Source organism: Escherichia sp. MR (assembly GCF_005280595.1).
Classification (GTDB): domain Bacteria; phylum Pseudomonadota; class Gammaproteobacteria; order Enterobacterales; family Enterobacteriaceae; genus Escherichia; species Escherichia ruysiae.
Genome location: NZ_SZVK01000035.1, coordinates 20,889 through 47,146, shown reverse-complemented (window position 1 = coordinate 47,146; position 26,258 = coordinate 20,889). Strand labels below are relative to the sequence as shown.

At 52.0% G+C, this 26,258-nt stretch carries 22 protein-coding genes and 1 pseudogene; 6 read left to right on the top strand and 17 right to left on the bottom strand.

Features of this window, described 5'->3' with window-relative positions; translation table 11 throughout:
* Nucleotides 1–3: 3 nt before the first annotated feature.
* On the top strand, nucleotides 4–60 hold the full coding sequence (locus FC814_RS23550; protein WP_003032489.1) for an IS1 family transposase: 57 nt from the start codon (nucleotides 4–6) through the stop codon (nucleotides 58–60).
* A gap of 15 nt (nucleotides 61–75) precedes the next feature.
* On the opposite strand, the pseudogene FC814_RS15190 reads toward FC814_RS23550, so the two are convergent.
* Nucleotides 76–327 (bottom strand): annotated as a pseudogene (locus FC814_RS15190) (sugar ABC transporter substrate-binding protein); the annotation flags it as partial.
* Between the two features lie 96 nt (nucleotides 328–423).
* Entirely contained in the window at nucleotides 424–3,705 is a 3,282-nt protein-coding gene (locus FC814_RS15185; protein WP_137326141.1) for a DUF5107 domain-containing protein, read from the bottom strand.
* A 117-nt stretch (nucleotides 3,706–3,822) separates the two neighbouring features.
* Here FC814_RS15185 and FC814_RS15180 point away from each other — a divergent pair, with 117 nt between their 5' ends.
* On the top strand, nucleotides 3,823–5,016 hold the full coding sequence (locus tag FC814_RS15180) for an ROK family protein (RefSeq protein ID WP_137326140.1): 1,194 nt from the start codon (nucleotides 3,823–3,825) through the stop codon (nucleotides 5,014–5,016).
* Between the two features lie 63 nt (nucleotides 5,017–5,079).
* Here FC814_RS15180 and glyA read toward each other — a convergent pair whose 3' ends face one another.
* Entirely contained in the window at nucleotides 5,080–6,333 is a 1,254-nt protein-coding gene (glyA, locus tag FC814_RS15175; protein WP_000919151.1) for a serine hydroxymethyltransferase, read from the bottom strand.
* 327 nt (nucleotides 6,334–6,660) lie between these two features.
* On the opposite strand from glyA, the gene hmpA reads away from it, so the two are divergent.
* Entirely contained in the window at nucleotides 6,661–7,851 is a 1,191-nt protein-coding gene (hmpA, locus tag FC814_RS15170) for an NO-inducible flavohemoprotein (protein WP_137326139.1), read from the top strand.
* Between the two features lie 43 nt (nucleotides 7,852–7,894).
* Here the strand turns inward: hmpA and glnB are convergent, their stop codons facing one another.
* The 5 genes from glnB to purL all read right to left on the bottom strand — a co-directional run bounded on the left by glnB (nucleotide 7,895) and on the right by purL (nucleotide 16,461).
* A complete protein-coding gene (glnB, locus tag FC814_RS15165) occupies nucleotides 7,895–8,233 on the bottom strand; it encodes a nitrogen regulatory protein P-II (protein WP_000717694.1) in 339 nt (112 codons plus the stop codon).
* Nucleotides 8,234–8,293: 60 nt separating this feature from the next.
* The gene (glrR, locus tag FC814_RS15160) at nucleotides 8,294–9,628 is read right to left on the bottom strand and encodes a two-component system response regulator GlrR (RefSeq protein WP_137326138.1); all 1,335 of its coding nucleotides are present in this window, start codon (nucleotides 9,626–9,628) and stop codon (nucleotides 8,294–8,296) included.
* Nucleotides 9,618–10,331, bottom strand: coding sequence for a two-component system QseEF-associated lipoprotein QseG (gene qseG, locus FC814_RS15155; RefSeq protein WP_137326137.1), 714 nt, complete (start codon nucleotides 10,329–10,331; stop codon nucleotides 9,618–9,620). The genes glrR and qseG overlap by 11 nt, the downstream gene beginning before the upstream one ends.
* 164 nt (nucleotides 10,332–10,495) lie before the next feature.
* Nucleotides 10,496–11,923, bottom strand: a complete 1,428-nt coding sequence (qseE, locus tag FC814_RS15150; protein WP_137326136.1) for a two component system sensor histidine kinase QseE/GlrK — start codon at nucleotides 11,921–11,923, stop codon at nucleotides 10,496–10,498.
* Nucleotides 11,924–12,573: 650 nt separating this feature from the next.
* Complete coding sequence (gene purL / locus FC814_RS15145) at nucleotides 12,574–16,461, bottom strand: phosphoribosylformylglycinamidine synthase (RefSeq protein WP_137326135.1); 3,888 nt, start codon at nucleotides 16,459–16,461, stop codon at nucleotides 12,574–12,576.
* A 257-nt stretch (nucleotides 16,462–16,718) separates the two neighbouring features.
* On the opposite strand from purL, the gene mltF reads away from it, so the two are divergent.
* On the top strand, nucleotides 16,719–18,275 hold the full coding sequence (gene mltF / locus FC814_RS15140; RefSeq protein WP_137326134.1) for a membrane-bound lytic murein transglycosylase MltF: 1,557 nt from the start codon (nucleotides 16,719–16,721) through the stop codon (nucleotides 18,273–18,275).
* On the opposite strand, the gene tadA is transcribed toward mltF, so the two are convergent.
* Together tadA and yfhb are read right to left on the bottom strand one after the other, a co-directional pair.
* Nucleotides 18,272–18,775, bottom strand: coding sequence for a tRNA adenosine(34) deaminase TadA (gene tadA / locus FC814_RS15135; RefSeq protein ID WP_301546369.1), 504 nt, complete (start codon nucleotides 18,773–18,775; stop codon nucleotides 18,272–18,274). The genes mltF and tadA overlap by 4 nt on opposite strands.
* A gap of 57 nt (nucleotides 18,776–18,832) precedes the next feature.
* Nucleotides 18,833–19,468, bottom strand: a complete 636-nt coding sequence (yfhb, locus tag FC814_RS15130) for a phosphatidylglycerophosphatase C (RefSeq protein ID WP_032225975.1) — start codon at nucleotides 19,466–19,468, stop codon at nucleotides 18,833–18,835.
* Nucleotides 19,469–19,676: 208 nt separating this feature from the next.
* Here yfhb and FC814_RS15125 point away from each other — a divergent pair, with 208 nt between their 5' ends.
* Nucleotides 19,677–20,525, top strand: coding sequence for a MurR/RpiR family transcriptional regulator (locus FC814_RS15125; RefSeq protein WP_001013782.1), 849 nt, complete (start codon nucleotides 19,677–19,679; stop codon nucleotides 20,523–20,525).
* A 55-nt stretch (nucleotides 20,526–20,580) separates the two neighbouring features.
* Nucleotides 20,581–20,841, top strand: coding sequence for a 4Fe-4S dicluster ferredoxin YfhL (yfhL, locus tag FC814_RS15120; RefSeq protein WP_001196294.1), 261 nt, complete (start codon nucleotides 20,581–20,583; stop codon nucleotides 20,839–20,841).
* 193 nt (nucleotides 20,842–21,034) lie between these two features.
* Here yfhL and shoB read toward each other — a convergent pair whose 3' ends face one another.
* The 7 genes from shoB to lepB form a co-directional block, all read right to left on the bottom strand.
* Nucleotides 21,035–21,115, bottom strand: a complete 81-nt coding sequence (shoB, locus tag FC814_RS15115; RefSeq protein ID WP_000128779.1) for a type I toxin-antitoxin system toxin ShoB — start codon at nucleotides 21,113–21,115, stop codon at nucleotides 21,035–21,037.
* A gap of 441 nt (nucleotides 21,116–21,556) precedes the next feature.
* Complete coding sequence (gene acpS / locus FC814_RS15110; RefSeq protein ID WP_000986026.1) at nucleotides 21,557–21,937, bottom strand: holo-ACP synthase; 381 nt, start codon at nucleotides 21,935–21,937, stop codon at nucleotides 21,557–21,559.
* Entirely contained in the window at nucleotides 21,937–22,668 is a 732-nt protein-coding gene (gene pdxJ / locus FC814_RS15105; protein WP_001309669.1) for a pyridoxine 5'-phosphate synthase, read from the bottom strand. Before pdxJ ends, acpS begins: the two co-directional genes overlap by 1 nt.
* A gap of 11 nt (nucleotides 22,669–22,679) precedes the next feature.
* Nucleotides 22,680–23,408 carry a DNA repair protein RecO gene (recO, locus tag FC814_RS15100; RefSeq protein ID WP_137326132.1) on the bottom strand — a complete coding sequence of 243 codons (729 nt, stop codon included), beginning with the start codon at nucleotides 23,406–23,408 and terminating at the stop codon, nucleotides 22,680–22,682.
* Between the two features lie 11 nt (nucleotides 23,409–23,419).
* Entirely contained in the window at nucleotides 23,420–24,325 is a 906-nt protein-coding gene (gene era, locus FC814_RS15095; RefSeq protein ID WP_112027612.1) for a GTPase Era, read from the bottom strand.
* Nucleotides 24,322–25,002, bottom strand: a complete 681-nt coding sequence (gene rnc / locus FC814_RS15090) for a ribonuclease III (RefSeq protein ID WP_001068343.1) — start codon at nucleotides 25,000–25,002, stop codon at nucleotides 24,322–24,324. The genes era and rnc overlap by 4 nt, the downstream gene beginning before the upstream one ends.
* Nucleotides 25,003–25,274: 272 nt before the next feature.
* Entirely contained in the window at nucleotides 25,275–26,249 is a 975-nt protein-coding gene (gene lepB / locus FC814_RS15085) for a signal peptidase I (RefSeq protein WP_105290344.1), read from the bottom strand.
* Between the last annotated feature and the right edge of the window lie 9 nt (nucleotides 26,250–26,258).

The window sequence follows — 26,258 nt, the reverse complement described above, 5'->3', positions numbered from 1 at the left end:
TCGGTGGAGCTGCATGACAAAGTCATCGGGCATTATCTGAACATAAAACACTATCAATAAGTTGGAGTCATTACCCACGAGCGTATCAACAAAAGTACTTTCTTTCGAAATATCGCCCTGCGCGTTAGTTTCTATTAACTGAACCTGTACTGAGGAATCTTTTGCCGCATCCTGAACACCCTGACGCACACCGGCATAATATCCCTGAGTATCAAGATATATTGCGCCAATGGTCATTTCTTTTTCCGCAGCCCTGGCAAATAGTGCGCTACCTAATAGCGTAGCCATTAATAATAGATTACGGGTTATTCTGCTTTTTTTAGGCATAGTGCCTCCTGTAGGGTTTTTATTAACAACGGCTTATTCTAATTATTTAGTGATGAGCGGCAGTGCGTGCCGCTCAAAGATTACAGTTAATAGGGTTTAGTGAACGTAGTTAAAAATAAAAGGCATCACGGTGGTGAATAATGCTGCTTTCGGCCAGGCCGGATTAATCGCCGTCAATTCAGCGCGAGCAGATTCATATTGCGCAATCTCCCCTAATCCCGCTGCCGCCAGCATCGCCACCATCAGGCATTTTTCTTTATGCTGCTGTTGTAAATCGCCATACAGCGACAACAAGTCGGGTTGCGAGACGGCAAAGAAATCCGCTTCGATACTGGTTTTCGCCATCTCTTGTGCCCACTGTTTCATTTCAGTGAACAGTTGTTGTGCGGTTTGTTGTTCGCCCAGCAATCGCAGCGCCATCCCTTGCCAGAAGAGATAATCAACTGGCTGATCGTTGTAATAACTGTGGATGTTGATGGTGCGATCGCCGGTCGCCGCCAGGCGTAAACAACGCGTCGCCTCAGCTTCATCACCCTGCGCTTTGGCGCATACTGCCTGCCAGAACCAGATGTCATTATCAGTCTGCCCCGGTAAACGGCCTTCGCTCAAATTCTCCGGGTAATGCAGCGCGGCATGAAGCAGTTCGCTGGCCTGCTGCGGCTGTCTGGCATCAAGATGGTGCCAGGCACGTAACAACTGATTGAGGATAAACTGGCTGGTGACCTTCCCTTCTCCGCCTTCCCACGGGTGGAATTTGCGCGTGGCGAGAATATCTGCCGCTTTGTTTGCCTGACCGGTGAGATGCCACAAATTGAGCAGTTCTGCGGTCATGTCGTCGCGTTTCAGGGCAATTGCCAGATTATTTTCCAGACGCGCCAGTCGTTTCTCCGGTGCAGCCCCGGTTAACTTATCCAGCAAATCCCGTTCGAAAAGCAGACGAGCATCCTGCGGCGCAAGTTGATAAGCATTATCAAGATAACGGGCAGCCAGTTCATAATCATGCTGTTTATTCCACGCATGGATCGCCAACCCGCGCCAGCCGTCGGCAAACTCCGGCGTCATCTCTACGCAACGTTGCCATAACGCTATCGCTTTGCCATAACTGCGCTTGTTGTAATGGAAACAGGCCAGTAAATGACGGGCGAACCAGCACTCTTCAATACTCTCCAGTGCCGCGACTTCTTCCAGCGTATTCGGGAAACGAACAAACTGCGGGAACACGTCAATGGCTTTCGCAATCAATTCGCCGCGCTCAGCTTTCGGCAACAAACTGGCTTGCAGATAAAGCGGCAGCGTTCGCTGGCAGTCCAGTGCGTTCAGCATCTCTGCCGCCAGGGCGGGCATTCCCCAGTTAATCAGTTGCCCGGCGGTCATCAGGGCGTTAACGTCACGCCCCTGACACAGACCACGCCACTGCGTGAGGGCTGACTCGGTACGACCATCGAACCAGTTCAGCCACCACAGGGTGGCGTTCAGCGGATAATCGCGCAGCAGTTTCTCGCGCTGCAAACGCGCGTTGTCCTGACGACCGCTTAACACCAGCAGCAGATTATGCAGGCACAGCACTTGCTGATTGGTTGGGCAGGCGCGCAGACTTTGTTGGCAAAAATCCAGACCAGCGTCGAAGTTATCATTACGCGCCGCCAGCCGTGCCAGACCGTAATAGCCCCCCGCTTTACTGTTGCCGCTCCAGACCGCTCGCCAGAAATCCTCTTCAGCTTGTTGATATTGCCCCTGACGTTCGTAAGCACTGGCGCGAATCAAACTGGCCTGTCCGCACTGCGGGTTTTTGTTCAGCGCATGTGCGCGTTTCAGCGCCTGACTGGCATACGCCACCGCTTGCGGGAAATCTGCGCGGTTATATTCCAGCATCGCCAGCGCCAGGTTACAGCGATAATCCAGCGGGTCCAGCGCCACGCCGCGCAGGTAGTAATCGAACGGTGAACGGCTGGCATGATGGTATTGCTCCAGATGCTGACCGATAAACCAGGCTTCATCTGTACTGGTAATGTCTTGCGCTGCCAGTGGCGCTTTGGCAACGTCCGGCAGCGGCAACTCTTGCGGCTGATGTTCCTGATAACTCAGAACAATATTGCCGTCAGCATCGGAAAGTTCGATGGTCAATCTGTCCGGCTCAATACCGTGCAACACGCCCTGGATGGCGGTCGCTGGCGTCAGGGCAACGGCATCGTTAAGTAACGCTTCGCGCTTGCCGATTTCGCGGATCGCCAGACGGTATCCGTTCAACGGGGAGATAGCATACAGCCCCCACTCAATCCCCCGCTCGCTACGCTGTAATTTAATCACCGCATCGCGGGAGGCGTTTTGCACCATGCCCAGAGAATGGTAAGGCAGGAAATACTGCTCGAAACGCTTCTCTTCGTAAGCATCAAGCCAGGTAAAATCGGGCTGGTTATCAGCAAAAATGCCGGTCATCAGCTCGATATACGGGCCGTTATTGTCGGTCAGGCTCTTATCCCACGCCTGGCCAAATTCACTGTGTCCCCAGCTCCACTGTTTTTTACCCGGCGCAATGTGGTGGTTGGCAACGTGTAATAAACCGCCATCTTCATCGTGACACCACGCGCCAACAAAATCGTACTGCGATTTTTCGGCCATATATGAGGTAGGAACAGGCACGTTTTTATAACGCGAAATGTCCACGCCGGCGGAGTAGTCCACTTTGTAATAGGTGCCGGTGGCGATGGGGAAAGCGGAAACTGCGCGTTTGCCGTGATCAAACACCGCAGTCACATCGGGCGGAAAAACGCTCTGATGCCCTTCCCCACCTTTCACTGCCGGGTTGGCCCACCATAAAAAATGACGCGGCGTGGCGTTGCCGTTATAGACGCGGCTGGCAATCTCCAGTGCGGCACGGTCAGGGCGCAGCGTGAAGCCTGTCATCACCTGTAGACCGTGCATCGGCTCCGTCTCACCAACCCACACGGTCTGTGCACCGTCTTCATGGGCTTCAATGGTGAAATCGACGGGCATAAAGGTGGTCGGGCGATGGTGTTGCGGCCAGTTAAACTCAATCCCGCCGGAGATCCACGGCCCCAGCAGCCCGACCAGCGCCGGTTTAATGACTTCATTGTGATAGACAAAATCGCGCTGTTTCACGTTATCCCACGCGCGATGCACCCGACCGCCCAGCTCCGGCAGGATCATCACTTTGATGTAGTCGTTTTCCAGCCACACCGCCTGCCAGGATTTCAGGGTTTTCTGCTCATTCAGCGTATCGGTCACGCCGTAGGGATAAACCGCGCCGGACGATCCCTGATAAACGCGATTTTCCAGGAACATGGGATGTATATCCTGCGGCCCGGTTTCATAGGTAGGGATCTCAACGCGCTCTTGCCACACTTTTACTGGAGTCATGGTGCCCTCAATATTAACAAGACATACTGAATTAAAAGATTTGTGGCAGTGTATTGAACAATCTGGCAATGTTTTCGCGGAATAATCACGCAATTAACTAAACAAGGTTTAGTGAAGATGAGAGCCTGCATTAACAATCAACAGATTCGCCACCATAACAAATGCGTGATTCTGGAACTGCTGTACCGGCAAAAGCGCGCCAATAAATCAACGCTCGCCCGGCTGGCGCAAATTTCGATTCCGGCAGTCAGTAATATTTTGCAGGAGCTGGAAAGCGAAAAACGGGTGGTGAATATCGACGATGAAAGCCAGACGCGCGGGCATAGTAGCGGCACATGGCTGATTGCGCCGGAAGGTGACTGGACGCTGTGTCTGAACGTGACGCCCACCAGTATTGAGTGTCAGGTTGCTAATGCCTGTCTAAGTCCGAAAGGCGAATTTGAGTATTTTCAGATTGAAGCACCGACACCGCAGGCGCTGCTGTCCGAAATCGAAAAATGCTGGCATCGCCACCGTAAATTGTGGCCGAACCGTACCATCAACCTGGCGCTGGCAATCCACGGTCAGGTTGATCCGGTGACCGGCGTGTCGCAAACCATGCCGCAAGCGCCGTGGACAACGCCAGTTGAGGTGAAGTATCTGCTGGAAGAGAAGCTGGGCATTCGGGTGATGGTCGATAATGACTGCGTAATGCTGGCACTGGCGGAGAAATGGCAAAATAATTCACAGGGACGGGATTTCTGCGTGATCAACGTTGATTACGGCATTGGCTCGTCGTTCGTGATTAACGAGCAAATTTATCGCGGCAGTTTGTATGGTAGCGGACAGATTGGTCACACCATCGTTAACCCGGATGGCGTCGCCTGCGACTGCGGGCGTTACGGCTGTCTGGAAACCGTCGCCTCGTTAAGCGCATTTAAAAAGCAGGCGCGGGTATGGCTAAAATCACAACCGGTTAATACTCAGCTTGATCCCGAAAAACTGACTACCGCGCAATTAATCGCTGCCTGGCAGAGTGGAGAACCGTGGATCACCAGTTGGGTTGACCGCAGTGCCAACGCCATTGGTTTGAGTCTGTATAACTTCCTCAACATCCTTAATATTAATCAGATTTGGTTGTATGGTCGCAGTTGCGCCTTTGGCGAGAACTGGCTTAATACCATAATTCGCCAGACGGGATTTAACCCGTTCGACCGCGACGAAGGACCGAGCGTAAAAGCGACGCAAATTGGCTTTGGGCAATTAAGCCGCTCACAACAGGTGCTGGGGATAGGCTATTTGTATGTTGAAGCACAGTTACGCCAGATTTGATGGCGCGATAACGTAGAAAGGCTTCCCGGAGGAAGCCTTTTTTCAACAGATTAACCGTTTCGCTTATGCGTAAACCGGGTAACGTGCGCAGATGTCGAGAACTTTACCTTTGATGCGCTCGATAACCGCTTCATCATTGATGCTGTCCAGCACGTCACACATCCAGCCAGCCAGTTCTTTCGCTTCAGCTTCTTTGAAGCCGCGACGCGTAATCGCCGGAGTACCCACGCGAATACCGGAAGTCACAAACGGGCTCTTCGGATCGTTCGGTACGCTGTTTTTGTTCACAGTGATATTGGCACGACCCAGAGCGGCGTCAGCTTCTTTACCGGTCAGGTTTTTATCAACCAGATCAACCAGGAACAGGTGGTTATCAGTACCGCCGGAAACCACTTTGTAACCACGCTCCAGGAACACTTCTACCATCGCTTTGGCGTTTTTCGCGACCTGCTGCTGGTAAATTTTAAACTCTGGCTCCATCGCTTCTTTCAGCGCAACCGCTTTACCAGCGATTACGTGCATCAACGGACCGCCCTGACCACCAGGGAAAACGGCAGAGTTCAGTTTTTTGTACAGTTCTTCGCTACCGCCTTTCGCCAGGATCAGGCCGCCGCGCGGACCCGCCAGGGTTTTGTGAGTGGTGGTAGTGACAACGTGAGCATGAGGAACCGGGTTCGGGTAGACGCCAGCGGCAACCAGACCCGCAACGTGCGCCATATCAACGAACAGGTAAGCACCGATGCTGTCAGCGATTTCACGCATTTTCGCCCAGTCAACCACACCGGAATAAGCAGAGAAGCCACCGATAATCATTTTCGGCTTGTGTTCTTTGGCTTGTTTTTCCAGATCTGCGTAGTCGATATGACCGGTAGCATCAATACCGTAAGGAACGATGTTGTACAGTTTACCGGAGAAGTTAACCGGAGAACCGTGAGTCAGGTGACCGCCATGAGCCAGGTTCATACCCAGAACGGTATCACCTGGTTCCAGCAGCGCGGTGTAGACCGCAAAGTTAGCCTGAGAGCCGGAGTGCGGCTGGACGTTAGCGTAGTCAGCGCCGAACAGTTCTTTCGCGCGATCGATCGCCAGTTGTTCGACGATATCAACATACTCGCAACCGCCGTAGTAGCGTTTGCCCGGATAACCTTCAGCATATTTATTGGTCAGCTGAGAACCCTGCGCCTGCATTACGCGCGGGCTGGTGTAGTTTTCGGAGGCGATCAGTTCGATGTGCTCTTCCTGACGTACTTTTTCCTGCTCCATAGCCTGCCACAGTTCGGCATCATAATCGGCAATGTTCATTTCACGCTTTAACATCCGCATCTCCTGACTCAGCTAACAATAAAATTTTTGGCCTTTATAGGCGGTCCTGATGGACAACGGCGAACAGTATAACCGAATCATTGTGCGATAACAGGTCTTGACAAAGGAATTTACGCAAACGATTACCTTCAGACTGTGCAAGGCTTTGGAGAATAAAGAGCTTGCAACCGGAAACGGATTTCTTTTCAGGTTTGTGATGCAAATTTTTCACTTCATCACATTCTTGATGAAAAACACCAAAGAACCATTTACATTGCAGGGCTATTTTTTATAAGATGTATTTGAGATACATCAATTAAGATGCAAAAAAAGGAAGACCATATGCTTGACGCTCAAACCATCGCTACAGTAAAAGCCACCATCCCTTTACTGGTGGAAACGGGGCCAAAATTAACCGCCCATTTCTACGACCGTATGTTTACTCATAACCCAGAACTCAAAGAAATTTTTAACATGAGTAACCAGCGTAATGGTGATCAACGTGAAGCCCTGTTTAACGCTATTGCCGCCTACGCCAGTAATATTGAAAACCTGCCTGCGCTGCTGCCAGCGGTAGAAAAAATCGCGCAGAAACACACCAGTTTCCAGATCAAACCGGAGCAGTACAACATCGTTGGCGAACACCTGTTGGCGACGCTGGACGAAATGTTCAGCCCGGGTCAGGAAGTGCTGGACGCGTGGGGGAAAGCCTATGGCGTGCTGGCAAATGTATTTATCAATCGCGAGGCAGAAATCTATAACGAAAACGCCAGCAAAGCCGGTGGCTGGGAAGGTACTCGCGATTTCCGCATTGTGGCTAAAACACCGCGCAGTGCGCTTATCACCAGCTTCGAACTGGAACCAGTCGACGGTGGCGCAGTGGCAGAATACCGTCCGGGGCAATATCTCGGTGTCTGGCTGAAACCGGAAGGTTTCCCGCATCAGGAAATTCGTCAGTACTCTTTGACCCGTAAACCTGATGGCAAAGGCTATCGTATTGCGGTGAAACGCGAAGACGGCGGACAGGTTTCTAACTGGCTGCACAATCACGCCAATGTTGGCGATGTCGTGAAGCTGGTGGCTCCGGCGGGTGATTTCTTTATGGATGTGACAAATGACACACCGGTAACCTTAATCTCTGCTGGTGTCGGTCAGACGCCAATGCTGGCTATGCTCGATACGCTGGCAAAAGCAGGCCATAGCGCCCAGGTGAACTGGTTCCATGCAGCAGAAAATGGCGATGTTCACGCCTTTGCTGATGAAGTTAAGGAACTGGGACAATCACTGCCGCGCTTTACCGCACACACCTGGTATCGTCAGCCGAGCGAGGCCGATCGCGCGAAAGGCCAGTTTGATAGCGAAGGTCTGATAGATTTAAGCAAACTGGAAGGTGCGTTCAGCGATCCGGCCATGCAGTTCTATCTCTGCGGTCCGGTGGGCTTCATGCAGTTTACCGCGAAACAGTTAGTGGATCTGGGCGTGAAGCAGGAAAACATTCATTACGAATGCTTTGGCCCGCATAAGGTGCTGTGATTTGATATTGCCGGATGGAAACATCCGGCAACCCTGACGCGGTTTAAATTGCCGCGTCGTCCTCTTCACCGGTACGGATACGAATGACCCGTGCCACGTCAAAGACGAAGATTTTACCGTCACCGATCTTGCCGGTTTGCGCCGTGCGAATAATGGTATCGACACAGGTATCGACAATGTCGTCTGGTACGACAATCTCAATTTTCACCTTCGGCAGAAAATCCACCATATACTCCGCGCCACGATACAGCTCGGTATGGCCTTTCTGGCGGCCAAAACCTTTCACCTCGGTGACTGTCATGCCGGTAATGCCGACTTCAGCCAGTGCTTCGCGGACATCGTCCAGCTTGAAGGGTTTAATAATCGCATCAATCTTTTTCATGCTATTCCTTGAAAAGGTCGCCTGTCTTCTGATCTGCTAAACGTAACACATTACGCCAATTCATTCCTTGAAATCGTTTGCATCCAGCTCGTGTCGGGAAAGCAGTTTATAAAATTCTGTCCGGTTGCGCCCCGCCATTCTCGCCGCATGGGTGACGTTACCTTTAGTGATTTGCAGAAGCTTGCGCAAGTAATTGAGTTCAAACTGATTACGCGCCTCAACAAAGGTTGGCAACGCGGTGTTTTCGCCCTCCAGCGCCTGCTCCACCAGCGCATCACTAATTACCGGGGATGAGGTCAGCGCCACGCACTGTTCAATCACGTTGACCAACTGGCGAACATTACCTGGCCAGGTGGCGGTCATCAGGCGTTTCATTGCATCGGTGGAGAACGCGCGAACAAAGGGTTTATGTCGCTCTGCTGCCTGGCGCAACAAGTGATTTGCCAGCAGTGGAATATCTTCCGTGCGCTCCGCCAGTGCCGGAATTTTCAGGCTGACAACGTTGAGGCGGTAATAAAGATCTTCGCGAAACTCCCCGCGCGCCATCGCTTTTGGCAGGTCGCGGTGAGTGGCGGAAATAATCCGCACGTCGATATCAATATCGCGGTTGCTGCCCAGCGGGCGTACTTTGCGCTCCTGCAACACGCGCAGCAGTTTGACCTGCAAAGGCGCGGGCATATCGCCAATCTCATCGAGAAATAACGTACCGCCTTCCGCCGCCTGGAATAAGCCCTCGCGATTGCTGACAGCGCCGGTAAACGCGCCGCGTGCATGACCAAACAGCTCCGACTCCAGCAACTGCTCGGGCAATGCGCCACAGTTAATAGCAATAAATGGTTTGCTGTTGCGCGGGCTGGCGTTGTGGATAGCCTGGGCGAAAATCTCTTTCCCGGTGCCGCTCTGACCGTTAATCAAAACGCTAACATCTGATTGCGCCACCAGCCGCGCCTGTTCCAGCAAACGCAACATCAGTGGACTGCGGGTAACAATCGCCTCACTCCAGCGTTCGTCTGTGGCTGGCGCGGATTGTTCCAGTGCATCGTCAATTGCCTGATACAACGCGTCTTTATCAACAGGTTTGGTGAGGAAACTGAACACGCCCTGCTGTGTCGCGGCAACGGCATCGGGAATGGAACCATGCGCGGTAAGAATAATTACTGGCATTCCCGGCTGCACTTTCTGGATTTCAGCAAACAGTTGCATACCGTCCATTTCATCCATCCGCAGGTCGTTGATGACTAAATCTACTTTTTCGCGATTCAGTACCCGTAATCCTTCAGCGCCACTTTCCGCCGTGACCACGCTGTAGCCTTCGCTGGTCAAGCGCAGGCCAAGCAGTTTCAGCAATCCCGGATCGTCATCGACCAATAATAAATGCGCAGGTTTATGGCTCATCAGGGGTGACCTCACTGGTAGATGGTGCGGGCGTTTCGCTCTCGTGCGGTGTGTCCGGCGCGAAATTTCCGGTCGGTTTGCGGGTCGAGAGCTGACGTTCAATATCGGTCAGGTTTTCCAGCTTGCGAGTGGTGAGTTCCAGTTGTTGCTGTAGAAAGTGATGCTGCTGGCGCAAAGTATCCAGCTCGCTGTCGCTGGACTGCTGGAGTTTACTGTAGCGTTGGCGCTCTTGTGCCAGTTGCAATTGTAACGCCTGATCGTCGCGCCAGAGTTGATACAGCGGGCGAACCTGCGCCGGGATCTCGGTGTTTAACGCGTCTATGCGCGCGACCATCTGGCGACGCTCATACGGCGTGATTTTAGCGTCGGCCAGCAAAATCCCCTGTTTAAAGGTATTTTGCCAGCTGCCATCGCCATACTTACGGGCTTGCTGGCGCGACTGCGCTGGCATTAAACGGTTGGCGCAATCCATCGCCCGTAGCCAGTAAAGCGGATTAGTTTCGGTTGATTTACCTTGCAGCGCCCAGATGTCGCTACATTCGGTAGAAAGATAATCAGCCAGTTGATAAACCGGAATTTTTTCTTCTGCTGACGTATCTATGGCAGGCTTATCGTGACTCTGCACACAACCCAGCAACGCCAGACAAGGCAACCCCGCCAGCCACAGCCGTCGGGGCAATAATCGTTGAAAAATGTGTCGCATATTCACCAGACTTAGAGCCTTTCCCTGTAGGCGTAATCGTTGCAGGCAGTTTGGACACGGACAGCGCGGAGAAACCGGAGCGTACACGTAGTACGTGAGGATTTCGAGCACCGCCCGGAGCCAAACTGGCAAATAAAATAGCCTGATGGGATAGGCTCTTAACATTATTTCGTGTTTTTCGACGACGGTAATTCAATGCGGAAACAAACATCTTGCCCGCTCTCGTCGACCAGATACAGTTCCCCCTGCATACGGCGAATACAATCCCTGGCAATGCTTAATCCCAGACCGCTGCCCTTCACCGCCCCTTTTCGCTGGTGGCTTCCCTGAAAAAAGGGTTCGAAGATCATGGCGCGCTCCTCTTGCGGAATGGGCGTGCCTGTATTGATGACATCAATATAAACCCGCGCACCATGTAAACTACTGCGAAGGCAAATGTTACCGGATTCAGCCCCGTAGTGCACCGCATTGGAGTAAAGATTATCCAGTACGCTCATCAGCAGCATTGGCTCCGCCAGGCAAGTTGTTGCTTTGAGATCGACGTCGGTATGCATCATTTTAGCCCGTGCTGGCAAGCTGTGAGCGGAAACCACCATCTCTACCAGCGGTGCCAGCTCTACGTTCTCCAGCTCCACCGCGCCGTCCGCCTGTTTACGGTTGTAATCAAGCAGTTGTTCGATCAGTTTTTGCAAATTGCGGCTACTGCTATCAAGAATGCTCACCACCTCTTTTTGCTCTGGCGTAAGCGGCCCGACAACCTGGTCAGCCAGTAATTCAGTGCCCTCGCGCATACTCGCCAGTGGCGTTTTTAATTCATGAGATAAATGTCTTAAAAATTGATGGCGTTGGGATTCCAGCCATGACAGGCGCTCACTTAACCAAAGAATACGTTGCCCAACCGAGCGTAATTCACTCGGTCCACTGAACGAAACGCTATTGCCCAGTGAGCGCCCCTCCCCCAGACGGTTGATCATCCGTTCAATATTTTTCACCGGGCCGATAATCATCCGCGTGAAAAGCAACACCATCACCAGACTCACCAGAAATAGCACCAGCGACTGCCAACCAAAATATTGCCCACGTTCGGCGATTTCGCGTTGTAACTGCTGCCCGCGAGAGAACACCACAGTGCGAGTGGCTTGTACCATTTCGGTATTGGCACTGGCGAAGGCTTCCAGACGCGCGGCGGCGGCAGCATCAGGACCGCTGTTGTTACACTGAAGTTGAGCCAGATTATTCAAATCCTGACGCAATGCCTGGTAAAGTTTATCGTCCGGCAGCATACCTGCGTGGGCATCGAGCATTTCGCTGTAACGCTTGCGCTGGCTTTGATAAACCTTCGCAAGCGTAGGGTCGTCCAGCACGCAATACTGACGGTAGCTACGCTCCATCTCCAGCGCCGCGTTGGTCATCGCTTCACTGCGCCGGGCATCGATAAGCGTAGTGCGGTTAACCAGCGCCGCCTGATCGCTAAGCGCATTCAGGCTTTGCCAGGCTTGCCATGCCAGTACCAACAGAGGGAGCAAAATGAGCAAGAATGCCAGCATTACCAGTTGTCGTAATGAGCGGGGAAAAACGGGCCAGCGTTTCAAGGTGTTACTCTCGTCAGACGCGAATAGAGTGATGCTAACCGAGGGGACGTTCAGATACAACAAAGCCGGGAATTACCCGGCTTTGTTGTGGAATAAGGCGGTGCCTAACTCGACGTTTCGCCCGATGGTTGATATAGCTAAGCTGATATCAGAAGTTGGACGGCAGGCACCTTGTTGTGCGTCATTCTAATTTTATGTAGCACGTCCCGAAGGGGCTGACATAAGCGGATGAATGAGCCACTGGTTATTATTATGCAGTAACTGTGCCAATAAATAAAATGGTTTGATAACGTACTGATAAAGCGTGAGTTTGATGGATTAATGGCTGCCCCACTGTTTGGCTATAAATCAGCCACTGTGTCGCTTAAAAGAGACATCTGAAGCTAAAATTATTCGTTTTAAATTAAATCAATAAGTTAAGTGTCACCTATAAGCGACACGATAACTCACACATTGTCGTGATTTACAGACACAAAAAAGCTCCCGGAGCTGGGAGCTTATAACTGTTAGCTAAGTGGTTGTGTAATGCCGGATGCAGCGTAAACGCTTTATCCTGCCTACAAAATCTTGCGAATTCAATATATTGCAAAACTAACCGAGCCAACCAGGTAAGCATAGCGCATCAGGCGATGCGCATATTGCCCGATACCTTAACCCAGCTGCTTACGCGCATTGCGGAAAATACGCATCCACGGACCATCCTCGCCCCAGTTTTCCGGATGCCAGGAGTTGCTGACAGTACGGAAAACACGCTCCGGGTGCGGCATCATAATGGTGACACGACCGCTTTCAGTCGTGACCGCCGTAATACCGTTCGGGGAACCGTTCGGGTTAGCCGGGTAAGTTTCGGTGACCTTGCCGAAGTTATCGACATAACGCAGCGCCACCAGCCCTTTGCTTTCCAGTGCTGCCAGATGCGCCGCATCGCGTACTTCAACACGCCCTTCACCGTGAGAAACGGCAATCGGCATCTGTGAACCCACCATCCCCTGCAACAGCAGCGACGGGCTTTGGGTTACTTCTACCAGGCTGAAACGCGCTTCAAAGCGATCGGAGGTGTTACGCACAAAACGTGGCCACAACTCGCTACCCGGGATCAGTTCACGCAGATTAGACATCATTTGGCAACCGTTACATACCCCCAGCGCCAGCGTTTGCGGACGGTGAAAGAAGGTTGCAAACTCATCGCGTACACGATTATTGAACAGGATTGATTTCGCCCAACCTTCACCGGCACCCAGCACATCACCGTAGGAGAAACCACCGCACGCCACCAGAGCGTGGAAATCCTCCAGGCCAGTGCGTCCAGCCAGCAGGTCGCTCATATGCACGTCGATAGCATCGAAGCCCGCACGGTGGAACGCTGCCGCCATTTCCACATGCGAGTTCACGCCCTGCTCACGCAGTACGGCAACTTTCGGGCGCGCGCCAGTAGCAATAAACGGTGCCGCCACATCTTCGTTGATATCGAACGACAATTTCACATTCAGACCCGGATCGGCGTCATTAGATTTCGCCTGATGCTCCTGATCGGCACACTCCGGGTTGTCACGCAGGCGCTGCATCTGCCAGGTGGTTTCTGCCCACCAGACACGCAACGTAGTACGGCTTTCGCTGAATACAGCCTGCCCGTTGGCGGTAATCACAAAACGGTCGCCAGATACCGCCTGGCCGACATAATGGACGCAATCAGCAAGGCCATACTGTGCCAGTACGGCTTCGACCGCTTCACGGTCAGCGGCACGTACCTGAATCACTGCCCCCAGCTCTTCGTTAAACAACGCCGCCAGGCGATCGTCACCCAGAGTGGCGATATCCGCTTCAATACCGCAATGACCGGCAAACGCCATTTCCGCCAGCGTTACCAGCAGGCCACCGTCAGAGCGGTCGTGATACGCGAGCAACTTACGCTGTGCAACCAGCGCCTGAATCGCCTCATAGAAGCCTTTCAGTTGCGCGACGTCACGTACATCTGCCGGTTTGTCGCCAAGCTGACGATAAACCTGCGCCAGCGCCGTTGCGCCCAGCGCGTTATTGCCTTTGCCCAAATCAATCAGCAGCAGTGCGTTATCTTCGGTAGAAAGCTGCGGCGTGATGGTGTGACGCACATCTTCCACGCGGGCAAATGCAGAAATGACCAGTGACAGCGGCGACGTCATTTCGCGCTCTTCGTTACCTTCCTGCCAGCGGGTTTTCATCGACATGGAGTCTTTACCCACCGGAATAGTCAGGCCGAGCGCCGGGCAAAGCTCTTCACCCACCGCTTTTACGGCTTCATACAGACCCGCATCTTCGCCAGGATGACCTGCAGCCGCCATCCAGTTGGCGGAAAGTTTGATGCGTTTGATATCGCCAATCTGCGTAGCGGCGATGTTGGTTAACGCTTCACCAACTGCCAGACGGGCAGAGGCGGCGAAATCCAGCAGCGCAACCGGCGCACGTTCGCCAATTGCCATCGCTTCACCGTAATAGCTGTCGAGGCTGGCGGTAGTGACCGCGCAGTTAGCGACCGGCACCTGCCACGGACCCACCATCTGATCGCGCGCCACCATGCCGGTTACGCTGCGGTCGCCAATGGTCACAAGGAAGGTTTTCTCTGCCACAGTCGGCAGATGCAGCACGCGTTTCACCGCGTCAGCAATGGTGATCCCTTCACGAGCCAGCGCATCGCCCTTCGCTTTCAGCGTTTGTACATCGCGGGTCATCTTCGGCGTTTTGCCAAGCAGCACGTCCAGCGGCAGATCGATTGGCTGATTATCAAAATGACGATCGTGCAGAGAAAGATGCAGTTCTTCGGTCGCTTCACCAATCACCGCGTATGGCGCACGTTCACGTTTACACAATTCGTCAAACAGCGGTAACTGATCGGCTGCAACCGCCAGCACGTAGCGTTCCTGGGATTCGTTACACCAGATTTCCAGCGGGCTCATGCCCGGTTCATCGCTCAGAATATCGCGCAGTTCGAATTTACCGCCGCGTCCGCCGTCGCTCACCAGTTCCGGCATGGCGTTAGAAAGACCGCCCGCGCCAACGTCATGGATAAACAGAATTGGGTTGGCATCACCCAACTGCCAGCAACGGTCGATCACTTCCTGGCAACGACGCTCCATCTCCGGGTTATCGCGCTGTACGGAAGCAAAATCGAGGTCGGCATCAGACTGACCAGACGCCATGGAAGACGCCGCGCCGCCGCCAAGGCCGATGTTCATTGCCGGGCCGCCGAGAACGACCAGCTTCGCGCCGACGTTGATCTCACCTTTTTGTACGTGATCGGCGCGAATATTGCCGATCCCGCCCGCCAGCATGATCGGTTTGTGATAACCGCGCAGCTCTTCGCCGTTGTGGCTGTTCACTTTTTCTTCATACGTACGGAAATAGCCGTTCAGTGCCGGACGACCAAATTCATTGTTAAACGCCGCGCCGCCCAGCGGGCCTTCGGTCATGATATCCAGTGCAGTAACAATACGTTCAGGCTTACCGAAATCTTCTTCCCACGGCTGTTCAAAGCCAGGGATACGCAGGTTGGATACGGAGAAACCGACCAGGCCGGCTTTCGGCTTCGCGCCGCGTCCGGTTGCGCCTTCATCACGGATTTCGCCGCCGGAACCAGTCGCCGCGCCCGGCCACGGAGAAATCGCCGTCGGGTGGTTGTGGGTTTCTACTTTCATCAGGATGTGCGCCGGTTCCTGATGATAGTCGTAGCGACCTGTTTCGTGGTCAGCAAAGTAGCGGCCCACTTCAGAACCTTCCATTACGGCGGCGTTATCTTTATAAGCAGAGAGAACGTGATCCGGTGTGGTTTCGAAGGTGTTTTTGATCATCTTGAACAGCGATTTCGGTTGCTGTTCACCGTCGATAATCCAATCGGCGTTAAAAATCTTATGACGGCAGTGCTCAGAGTTCGCCTGGGCGAACATATAAAGCTCTATGTCGTTCGGGTTACGACCAAGCTTCGTGAAAGCATCCTGCAGATAGTCAATTTCATCTTCCGCCAGTGCCAGGCCAAGACGCAGGTTAGCGTCGATTAGCGCCTGACGCCCCTGCCCCAGCAAATCAACGCTGGTAACCGGAGTCGGTTGATGATGAGCAAACAGTTGCTCTGCATCATCTAAAGCAAAAAAGACCGTTTCCATCATGCGGTCATGCAGTTCAGCGGTGACCTGCTGCCATTGTTCATTGGTCAGCGTACCGGCTTCTACATAGTAAGCAACGCCGCGCTCAAGGCGGTTTACCTGTTGCAGCCCGCAGTTATGGGCGATATCGGTCGCTTTCGAAGACCAGGGAGAGATGGTGCCTGGACGCGGGGTCACCAGCAGGAGTTTACCTTGCGGGGCGTGGCTGGCGAGTGCCGGGCCATATTTCAGCAGGCGTTCAAGTTGTGCGTGCTCATCATCGTTTAACGGCGCATTGAGGTCAGCAAAATGGACATACTCGGCGTAAATGTTGTGAACCGGGAGCCTGGCAGCCTGAAAACGTGCCAGCAGTTTGTTGATTCGGAATGCCGACAATGCAGGCGAACCACGCAGAATTTCCATCATAAGTCTCTCGTCTTCTAAGCTTTCGGTGTACCCAAGGGGGGGAAACGGGCGTCATTATAAAGAATCTGATGCGCTGACGAAACCGTTTGCGTGGAAATAAAATCGCCCTCATGAATTAGCAACGCGTGCCGCCAATCTCTGTAATAAGTTGCCAACTGGCGCAAGTTTACGCAAAATGCCGCTCATTTATGAGTAAACCTTTCAATAGCATTACGATCTTTCAGGCTGGGACGCGCACGACACAGAGAATTAACTAATTGAAAAAATTAAAGATTAATTATCTGTTCATCGGCATTCTGGCACTGCTTCTCGCGGTCGCTCTCTGGCCATCCATTCCCTGGTTTGGTAAAGCCGACAATCGTATCGCCGCCATTCAAGCGCGGGGAGAGTTGCGCGTGAGCACCATTCATACTCCCCTGACATATAACGAAATCAACGGTAAACCTTTTGGCCTGGATTACGAACTGGCAAAACAGTTTGCCGATTACCTCGGCGTAAAACTGAAAGTCACCGTACGGCAGAACATCAGCCAGTTGTTTGACGATCTCGATAACGGTGATGCCGATCTGCTGGCGGCGGGACTGGTCTATAACAGCGAAAGGGTTAAAAATTATCAGCCTGGCCCAACCTATTATTCCGTTTCACAACAACTGGTCTATAAAGTAGGTCAGTATCGACCACGGACGCTGGGCAATCTGACGGCGGAACAGTTGTCCGTCGCTCCCGGGCATGTTGTCATTAACGATCTGCAAAAACTGAAAGAGACTAAGTTCCCGGAATTAAGCTGGAAAGTGGACGACAGAAAAGGTTCTGTGGAGTTAATGGAAGATGTTATCGAAGGTAAGCTGGATTACACCATTGCCGATTCTGTCGCTATCAGCCTGTTTCAGCGCGTTCACCCGGAACTTGCTGTGGCACTGGATATCACCGATGAACAACCGGTAACCTGGTTTAGTCAATTAGATAACGATAATACGCTTTCTGCGGCTCTGCTCGACTTCTTCAATGAAATGAATGAGGACGGCACACTGGCGCGTATTGAAGAGAAATATCTCGGACATGGCGATGATTTTGATTACGTTGATACGCGCACATTTTTACGCGCCGTTGATGCAGTACTGCCGCAGTTAAAGCCGCTGTTTGAGAAATACGCCGAAGAAATTGACTGGCGTTTGCTGGCCGCGATTGCTTATCAGGAATCGCACTGGGATGCACAGGCCACTTCGCCGACCGGTGTACGCGGCATGATGATGTTAACCAAAAATACCGCGCAAAGCCTGGGCATTACCGACCGCACTGATGCCGAACAAAGCATCAGCGGCGGCGCGCATTACTTACAGAATATGATGAGTAAAGTGCCAGAGAGCGTGCCAGAAAATGAGCGGATCTGGTTTGCGCTCGCCGCCTATAATATGGGCTATGCACATATGCTGGACGCCCGCGCCCTGACGGCAAAAACCAAAGGCAATCCTGACAGTTGGGCCGATGTCAAACAGCGTCTGCCTTTACTTAGCCAGAAACCCTATTACAGCAAGCTGACTTACGGCTACGCGCGTGGGCATGAAGCCTATGCTTATGTCGAAAATATTCGTAAGTATCAGATTAGCCTGGTGGGTTATCTGCAAGAGAAAGAGAAGCAGGCTACAGAAGCGGCGATGCAACTGGCGCAGGATTATCCGGCGGTATCACCTGCTGAATTAGGAAAGGGAAAATTTCCCTTTCTCTCGTTTCTTTCGCAGTCGTCATCTAATTATCTGACGCACTCCCCTTCTCTACTGTTTTCCAGGAAGGGAAGTGAAGAGAAACGAAATTAATCTGTAGCGGGTTGCGCTTTTTTCTGCGCTTTGATTTCCTGGCGGCGCATTCGGAAAAAATCGCTGAGTAGCGCCGCGCACTCATCTGCCAGTATTCCTTCCGTAATTTCCACTCGATGATTCATACCAGGATGGTGCAGCACATCCATTAATGATCCGGCGGCACCAGTTTTCGCATCACGAGCGCCAAAGACTACGCGACCAATGCGGCTGTGAATCATCGCTCCGGCGCACATCACGCATGGCTCCAGCGTGACATACAACGTGGCGTCGATCAGGCGATAATTCTGCAACACCAGCCCTCCTTGCCGCAGCGCCATGATTTCTGCATGTGCAGTAGGATCATGACGGCCAATCGGACGATTCCATCCTTCGCCGATTACGCGATTGTTATGCACTAATACCGCGCCGACCGGCACTTCTCGCTCGCCCCAGGCACGTTTCGCCAGCGTCAGCGCATGACGCATCCAGTATTCGTGGCTAAATTCGACTTCAGACAAAAAGAAAACTCCGGTTATAAAAGCGCGGCGCATTATACACAGACGCTATGCTTTACTCTATTCCAGTTGCTGGAGTTCACCGCGAGGCGTTACCCGCCAGCGATGCTGACAAAAATAGAGTAGCGGATTGTCCTGATTACTGTCGCTATAGCCACTGTACAGCCGCAGCGGTGTGCCGATTTTGCGTTCCAGTTGCGCGACTTTTTCATAACCGAGACAGCGCATGGTCAGCACCCAGCCACCATAGCCGCGCTGGATCTGACTGGCGATAAGATTAACGCGTGGCAGCCACGGCGTATCGAAATAAACCGCTTCGACCAAAGCCTGAGGGGAACCGGTAATCAACCAAATATCAGCATCGGAGCTTAGCAGATAGCTGGTCAGACGTTCCTGCACTAGCGGGAAAGCAGTGACATTGTCGCGAAACCAATGCACGAAATCGGCTTGTAACGCCTGTAAACGTGCTTCGCTATGACCAAAGGTACAACCCCATAGCAGCAAACTCATCGGCCAACGTGCCGCTCGCCCCTTGATTAATAATGCAATGACAATTACCGGCAACAGCGGCAGAACAAGTAACGCATTCAGCGGCTGTCGGCGCAGTAAGTAGCGCAGAAAACTGCCAAACATATCCTGTTGATGCAATGTTCCATCTAAGTCAAAAAACACCACACGACGCTCGTGAGTTGCCAAACCACACCCCTCTGGACTGATACATCCTGATTAATTTTCACTACCAGATAGCCTAACAGATAGATCATCACTTTTCCGGCAACAATCTATCGCATAATGGTTGACTGGAATTTTTAATTCATGGCAATTAACTTTGATGGAATATAATATTCTCTCGCTTGTGTCTCATATTGCCTGTTGTCGCCATTAATTCATCGCGAGGAAAGATATGAACGGCCTACTTCGTATCCGTCAGCGTTACCAGGGGCTTGCCCAGAGTGATAAAAAGCTGGCGGATTATCTCCTGCTACAACCGGACACTGCCCGCCACCTTAGTTCCCAACAACTGGCCAACGAAGCCGGAGTCAGTCAGTCAAGCGTAGTGAAGTTCGCGCAAAAACTTGGCTATAAAGGTTTTCCGGCACTTAAATTGGCGTTAAGCGAAGCTCTGGCAAGCCAACCGGAATCACCTTCCGTACCCATTCATAACCAAATTCGCGGTAATGATCCGTTACGACTGGTTGGCGAAAAACTGATTAAAGAAAACACGGCTGCCATGTACGCAACACTGAACGTCAATAGTGAGGAGAAGCTACATGAATGCGTGTCGATGCTTCGTTCTGCGCGACGGGTTATTCTGACTGGTATCGGCGCTTCCGGTCTGGTGGCGCAGAATTTTGCCTGGAAGCTGATGAAGATTGGTTTTAATGCTGCCGCTGAGCGTGATATGCACGCGTTGCTTGCTACAGTGCAAGCTTCGTCACCGGACGATTTGTTATTAGCCATCTCATACACAGGTGTACGGCGCGAGTTAAACCTGGCAGCAGATGAAATGCTACGAGTAGGTGGAAAAGTGCTGGCAATCACCGGTTTTACCCCCAACGCCCTGCAACAGCGCGCTTCTCATTGCCTGTATACCATTGCCGAAGAACAAGCGACAAACAGTGCTTCGATCTCCGCATGTCATGCTCAGGGAATGTTAACGGATTTGCTGTTCATTGCGCTGATCCAGCAGGATCTGGAACTAGCACCTGAACGTATTCGTCATAGTGAGGCGCTGGTGAAAAAACTGGTTTGAGTAAAGAATGCGCGTATAATGCCCGCCCGGTTTGTGTTGTTTTGAGAGTTTCCTTATGGCGCTGTTAATCACTAAAAAATGCATCAATTGTGATATGTGTGAACCCGAATGCCCGAATGAGGCGATTTCGATGGGTGAACATATCTACGAGATTAACAGCGATAAGTGTACCGAATGCGTAGGTCACTACGAGACGCCAACCTGCCAGAAAGTGTGCCCGATCCCCAATACTATTGTGAAAGATCCGGCGCATGTTGAAACAGAAGAACAGTTGTGGGACAAATTTGTGCTGATGCATCATGCGGATAAGATTTAGTATTTTGCCTCTGGAGCAGGATATTACTTATTCACTCGTGTAAAAACGAAATTATTATATTTATTTTCATGACGTCATTAATAAAAACATTCGTTGAATGAATTTCTATAATATCTGCGCAGACACTTAATTATCATTATTAAAGGCGCGTCAGACTGGTTAAGCCGACGCGCCTTAAGTACGTTTCCTGATGTTATAAGAACAGAAGGATCAGCTGTAAAACAGCAATGACGACTTTAATTACCCGTTTAATAAGGTATCGACAATCAGTCATTCGTTTTTCCTTAAACAAGGAATGCAGCCGTTCAGATTAGCCCTTACATCTCCCCAAAACTGAACGTGCGAGTTATTGAGGGTACATGCTGCACTCCGCACCAGAGCTTTGACGACACCACTCGTTTCAATGGGGGAATTCAGTGATATGGTGTAAAGCACAGCAAAATCTCCAATAACGAAACCAATTTTAAAGTGCTTATGAATTAGCAGTCACGTTAATCTTTCCATCACTATCGAATTCTTCGTCAAGGCTCGAGTTTTTATGCTAAAGATTGCAAGTTGCTTGTAAAAGATAACCCCCCTGATCCATAATCACTCTCGTTGAGGGTGCGTGCTGCACAATATTATTTAAGTTAAAAAGTAAAACCCCCGTTCCTTACCAGTTCGGGGGTTTTACTTTTTAAAAGAACGGTATTATTTAGGTGTTCGAGAAAGAGTTTTAACTTTCAATTATTACCGTGGCGCAAGCATAGTGGCGTTCATCTGCCAGCGTCACATGCATATGTGCGACACCCAGCTTTTCTGCCAATTTTAACGCCTCGCCCCACAACCGCAGCCGTGGCTTGCCGAGTTCATCGTTGAACACTTCAAACTGATTAAATGCCAGGCCATTGCGGATCCCTGTACCAAACGCTTTTGCCGCCGCTTCTTTCACGGCAAAACGCTTCGCCAGAAAACGCACCGGCTGATGGTGCGTTTTCCAGATCTCCCATTCATTATCGCTTAATACGCGTCGTGCCAGGCGATCGCCGGATCGGGCGATCACCGCTTCAATACGGGCGATCTCCACGATATCCGTGCCTAAACCTAATATTGCCATTAGCCACGCGCTTCCAGCATCAGACGCTTCATTTCTGCCACCGCATCTTTCAGTCCGGTCATCACTGCACGACCAATAATGGCATGACCGATATTCAGTTCATGCATCTCAGGGATGGCGGCAATGGCTTTCACGTTGTGATAGGTCAGACCGTGTCCGGCGTTAACTTTCAGACCGAGACTTGCGGCAAAGGTCGCGGCTTTGGCGATACGCGCCAGCTCTTGCGCCTGTTCGGCGTCAGTTTTGGCATCAGCATAGCAACCGGTGTGGATCTCGATAAACGGTGCGCCAACCTCTGCCGCAGCTTTGATCTGCTCTTCATCGGCGTCGATAAACAGTGAGACCTGAATCCCGGCCTCCGCCAGACGCTTGCAGGCATCGCGCATTTTGTCACGCTGCCCTGCGACGTCCAGGCCGCCTTCGGTTGTTACTTCCTGACGCTTTTCCGGTACCAGGCAGCAAAAATGTGGCTTCGTCTCAACGGCGATCGCCAGCATCTCTTCGGTCACCGCCATCTCCAGATTCATGCGGGTATCCAGCGTCTGACGCAGGATGCGCACATCGCGGTCAGTAATGTGGCGGCGATCTTCACGTAAATGCACGGTAATGCCGTCTGCTCCCGCCTGCTCGGCAATAAACGCCGCCTGCACCGGATCCGGGTAAGCAGTACCGCGCGCGTTACGCAGCGTTGCAATATGGTCAATGTTGACGCCTAACAGTAATTCAGCCATGACAATCCTCATCATTCATAATGTGTTTTCACCGTTCGCTTAGGCATAAACTGCCGGAACAGTTCCCTGCTCTTTAATGGTTTACCGCCAAGATACGGCTTAAGCGCCATGCGGGTAAAGCGTTTCGCGGCGCGCAGTGTGTCTGCGTCAGGAAACTCCCGCTCGTATAACGCTTTCAACTGCCTCCCGGTGAACGTTTTATTGTCGATAACTACGCTGGCGATAAATCCTTTTTCTTCGCGATAACGATACGTCATGGTGTCATCTACCGGCTCACCGCTACCCGCACAATGGGTAAAGTTGACGCCATAACCCAGATGCCCCAACAACGCCAGCTCAAAGCGACGCAACGCCGGTTCTGGCGTACCAGTGGCACCTGCCAGAGACTGAATGCAGTGCAAGTAATCGAAAAAGAGTTCCGAGAAGCGGGTCTCGTATTCCAGCACGCGGGAGAGAAGTTCGTTGATGTACAGACCGCTGTAAAGCGTAATACCACTTAATGGCAGCGCCAGCGAGACGGCTTCGGCACTGCGCAGCGTTTTGACTTCACCGCGCCCGCCAAAACGAAGCAAGAGAGGCGTGAAAGGCTGCAATGCGCCTTTCAGGGTAGAACGTTTTGAACGTGCGCCTTTAGCAACCAGACGCACGCGACCCGATTCCTCCGTGAAGACATCCAGCATCAGGCTGGTTTCGCTCCACGGGCGACTATGCAGGACAAATGCGCGCTGCCAGCCTTCCATCGGAGTAACTCTTAGAGATCGTCAACGTAACCGAGACTACGCAGCGCACGTTCGTCATCGGCCCAGCCGGATTTCACTTTCACCCACAGTTCAAGGTGGACAGGCGCTTCGAACATTTCCTGCATGTCTTTACGCGCTTCAATCCCGATGGTTTTGATCTTGGCCCCTTTGTTGCCAATCACCATCTTCTTCTGCCCTTCACGCTCAACGAGAATCAAACCGTTGATGTCATAACCGCCGCGTTCGTTAGAGACGAAACGTTCGATCTCCACGGTCACGGAGTACGGCAGTTCAGCACCGAGGAAACGCATCAGTTTTTCACGGATGATTTCAGACGCCATAAACCGCTGCGAGCGATCGGTGATGTAATCTTCCGGGAAGTGATGGGTCGCTTCCGGCAAATGCTTACGCACGATTGCTGCGATAGTGTCGATATTCAGCCCGGTTTCGGCAGAGATCGGTACGATATCGAGGAAATTCATCTGGCTTGCCAGGAACTGCAGATGCGGCAGCAGATCGGCTTTCTCCTGCACGTTGTCCACTTTGTTCACCGCGAGGATCACCGGCGCTTTACCGTCACGCAGCTTATTGAGCACCATTTCATCGTCCGGCGTCCAGCGGGTGCCTTCAACGACAAAAATCACCAGCTCAACGTCGCCAATGGAGCTGCTCGCCGCTTTGTTCATCAAGCGGTTAATGGCGCGTTTTTCTTCCATATGCAGACCCGGAGTATCGACGTAGATCGCCTGATACGCGCCTTCAGTATGGATACCCACAATGCGGTGACGGGTTGTCTGCGCCTTGCGGGAGGTGATAGAGATCTTCTGCCCCAACAGTTTGTTCAACAATGTGGATTTGCCAACGTTCGGACGTCCGACGATAGCAATAAATCCGCAGTAACTTTTATCGATGCTCATTCCAGCTCCAGTTTTTTCAACGCCTGTTCGGCGGCAGCCTGTTCAGCCTTACGACGGCTTGAACCTGTGCCAACCACCGGTTCGCTCAGGCCGCTAACCTGGCAGTGGATAGTAAATTCCTGATCGTGCGCTTCGCCACGTACCTGAACTACCAGATAAGTTGGCAGAGGCAGATGGCGCCCCTGCAAATATTCTTGCAAGCGCGTTTTCGGATCTTTTTGTTTATCGCCTGGGCTAATTTCGTCCAGACGGGTTTGATACCAGTTAAGGATTAATTTCTCGACGGTCTGAATATCGCTGTCGAGGAATACGCCGCCAATTAATGCTTCGACGGTGTCAGCAAGAATCGACTCGCGACGAAATCCACCGCTTTTAAGTTCACCCGGCCCTAAACGTAAGCACTCGCCTAACTCAAATTCGCGTGCCAGTTCAGCCAGCGTATTGCCACGAACCAGCGTGGCGCGCATCCGGCTCATATCTCCTTCATCCACACGAGGGAAACGGTGATACAGCGCATTGGCGATAACGTAGCTCAAAATAGAGTCGCCTAAAAATTCTAAACGCTCGTTATGTTTGCTGCTGGCACTACGATGGGTTAATGCCTGCTGCAACAGCTCCTGATGATTAAAAGTGTAGCCCAGCTTCCGTTGAAGCCGATTAATTACGATGGGGTTCATGCGATACCAATAAATAAATGCGTCAACAATTCAGCACACGAAACAGACCTGATATGCAGGGTTCTGCTAACAGCTTTGCAGCAGTTTCAGTTGACCTGTATATGGGGACCAACGCTGTTTCGTGTGCCGTGGCGACCTGGAGGTGCCAACCTTAAACTTCGGGGGAATATTCTATACACAACGACGGGGGATGTCGTTAGTCACGGGAGATTTATCTCATAAATAATTCACGTTGTCGCCATAACGGCGACAACGTGAACGAAGATAAGCTATTAATGGATGCCGCCAATACGACTTAAGCGCACACCAGTCGGCCATTCGCCTTCTTGCTTATCGAAACTCATCCAGATAGCCGTTGCCCGACCGACCAGATTCGCTTCCGGCACAAAGCCCCAGTAACGGCTGTCCGCGCTGTTGTCGCGGTTGTCACCCATCATGAAGTATTGGCCCGGCGGAACAATCCAGGTTGCCAGTTGTTGTCCTGGCTGCTGGTAATACATCCCCACCTGATCCTGCGCAATCGGCACGGTCAGGATACGATGCGTTACATCGCCCAGTGTCTCTTTACGTTCAGAAAGACGAATTCCATTTTCTTTGGTTTCGTTTTTCGGCACCTCAAAGAATCCGCTGGTTGCTTCCCCGCCGTTACGACGCGAGAAGGTCTGAACGAAATCGCTCGGTTCCACGTTTGAGTAGGTGACCGGCAGCGCGTTTTCACACGCCTGACCGGAACTGCATCCCGGTTGAATAGTCAACTCTTTCGCAACCGGATCGTAAGTGACTTTATCGCCCGGTAAACCCACCGCACGCTTGATGTAATCAAGCTTTGGATCTTCCGGGTATTTAAAGACCACGATATCGCCACGTTTCGGATGACCGGTTTCGATCAGCGTTTTCTGGTAGATAGGATCTTTAATGCCGTAAGCAAACTTCTCTACCAGAATAAAGTCACCGATTAACAGAGTCGGCATCATCGAACCTGACGGGATCTGGAACGGTTCATAAATAAACGAACGCACAATCAATACGATAGCCAGCACCGGAAATACAGAAGCGCCGGTTTCGAGCCAACCTGGCTTCGGCGCAACTTTTTTCAGCGTTGCTTTATCCAGTGAGTCCCCGGCAGCTGCTTGCGCTGCTGCCTGACGTTCCCGCCGTTTAGGTGCGAAAAAGAATTTATCCACGCACCACAAAATGCCCGTCACCAGTGTGGCAATCACCAGAATCAGGGCAAACATATTCGCCATGCCAACTCC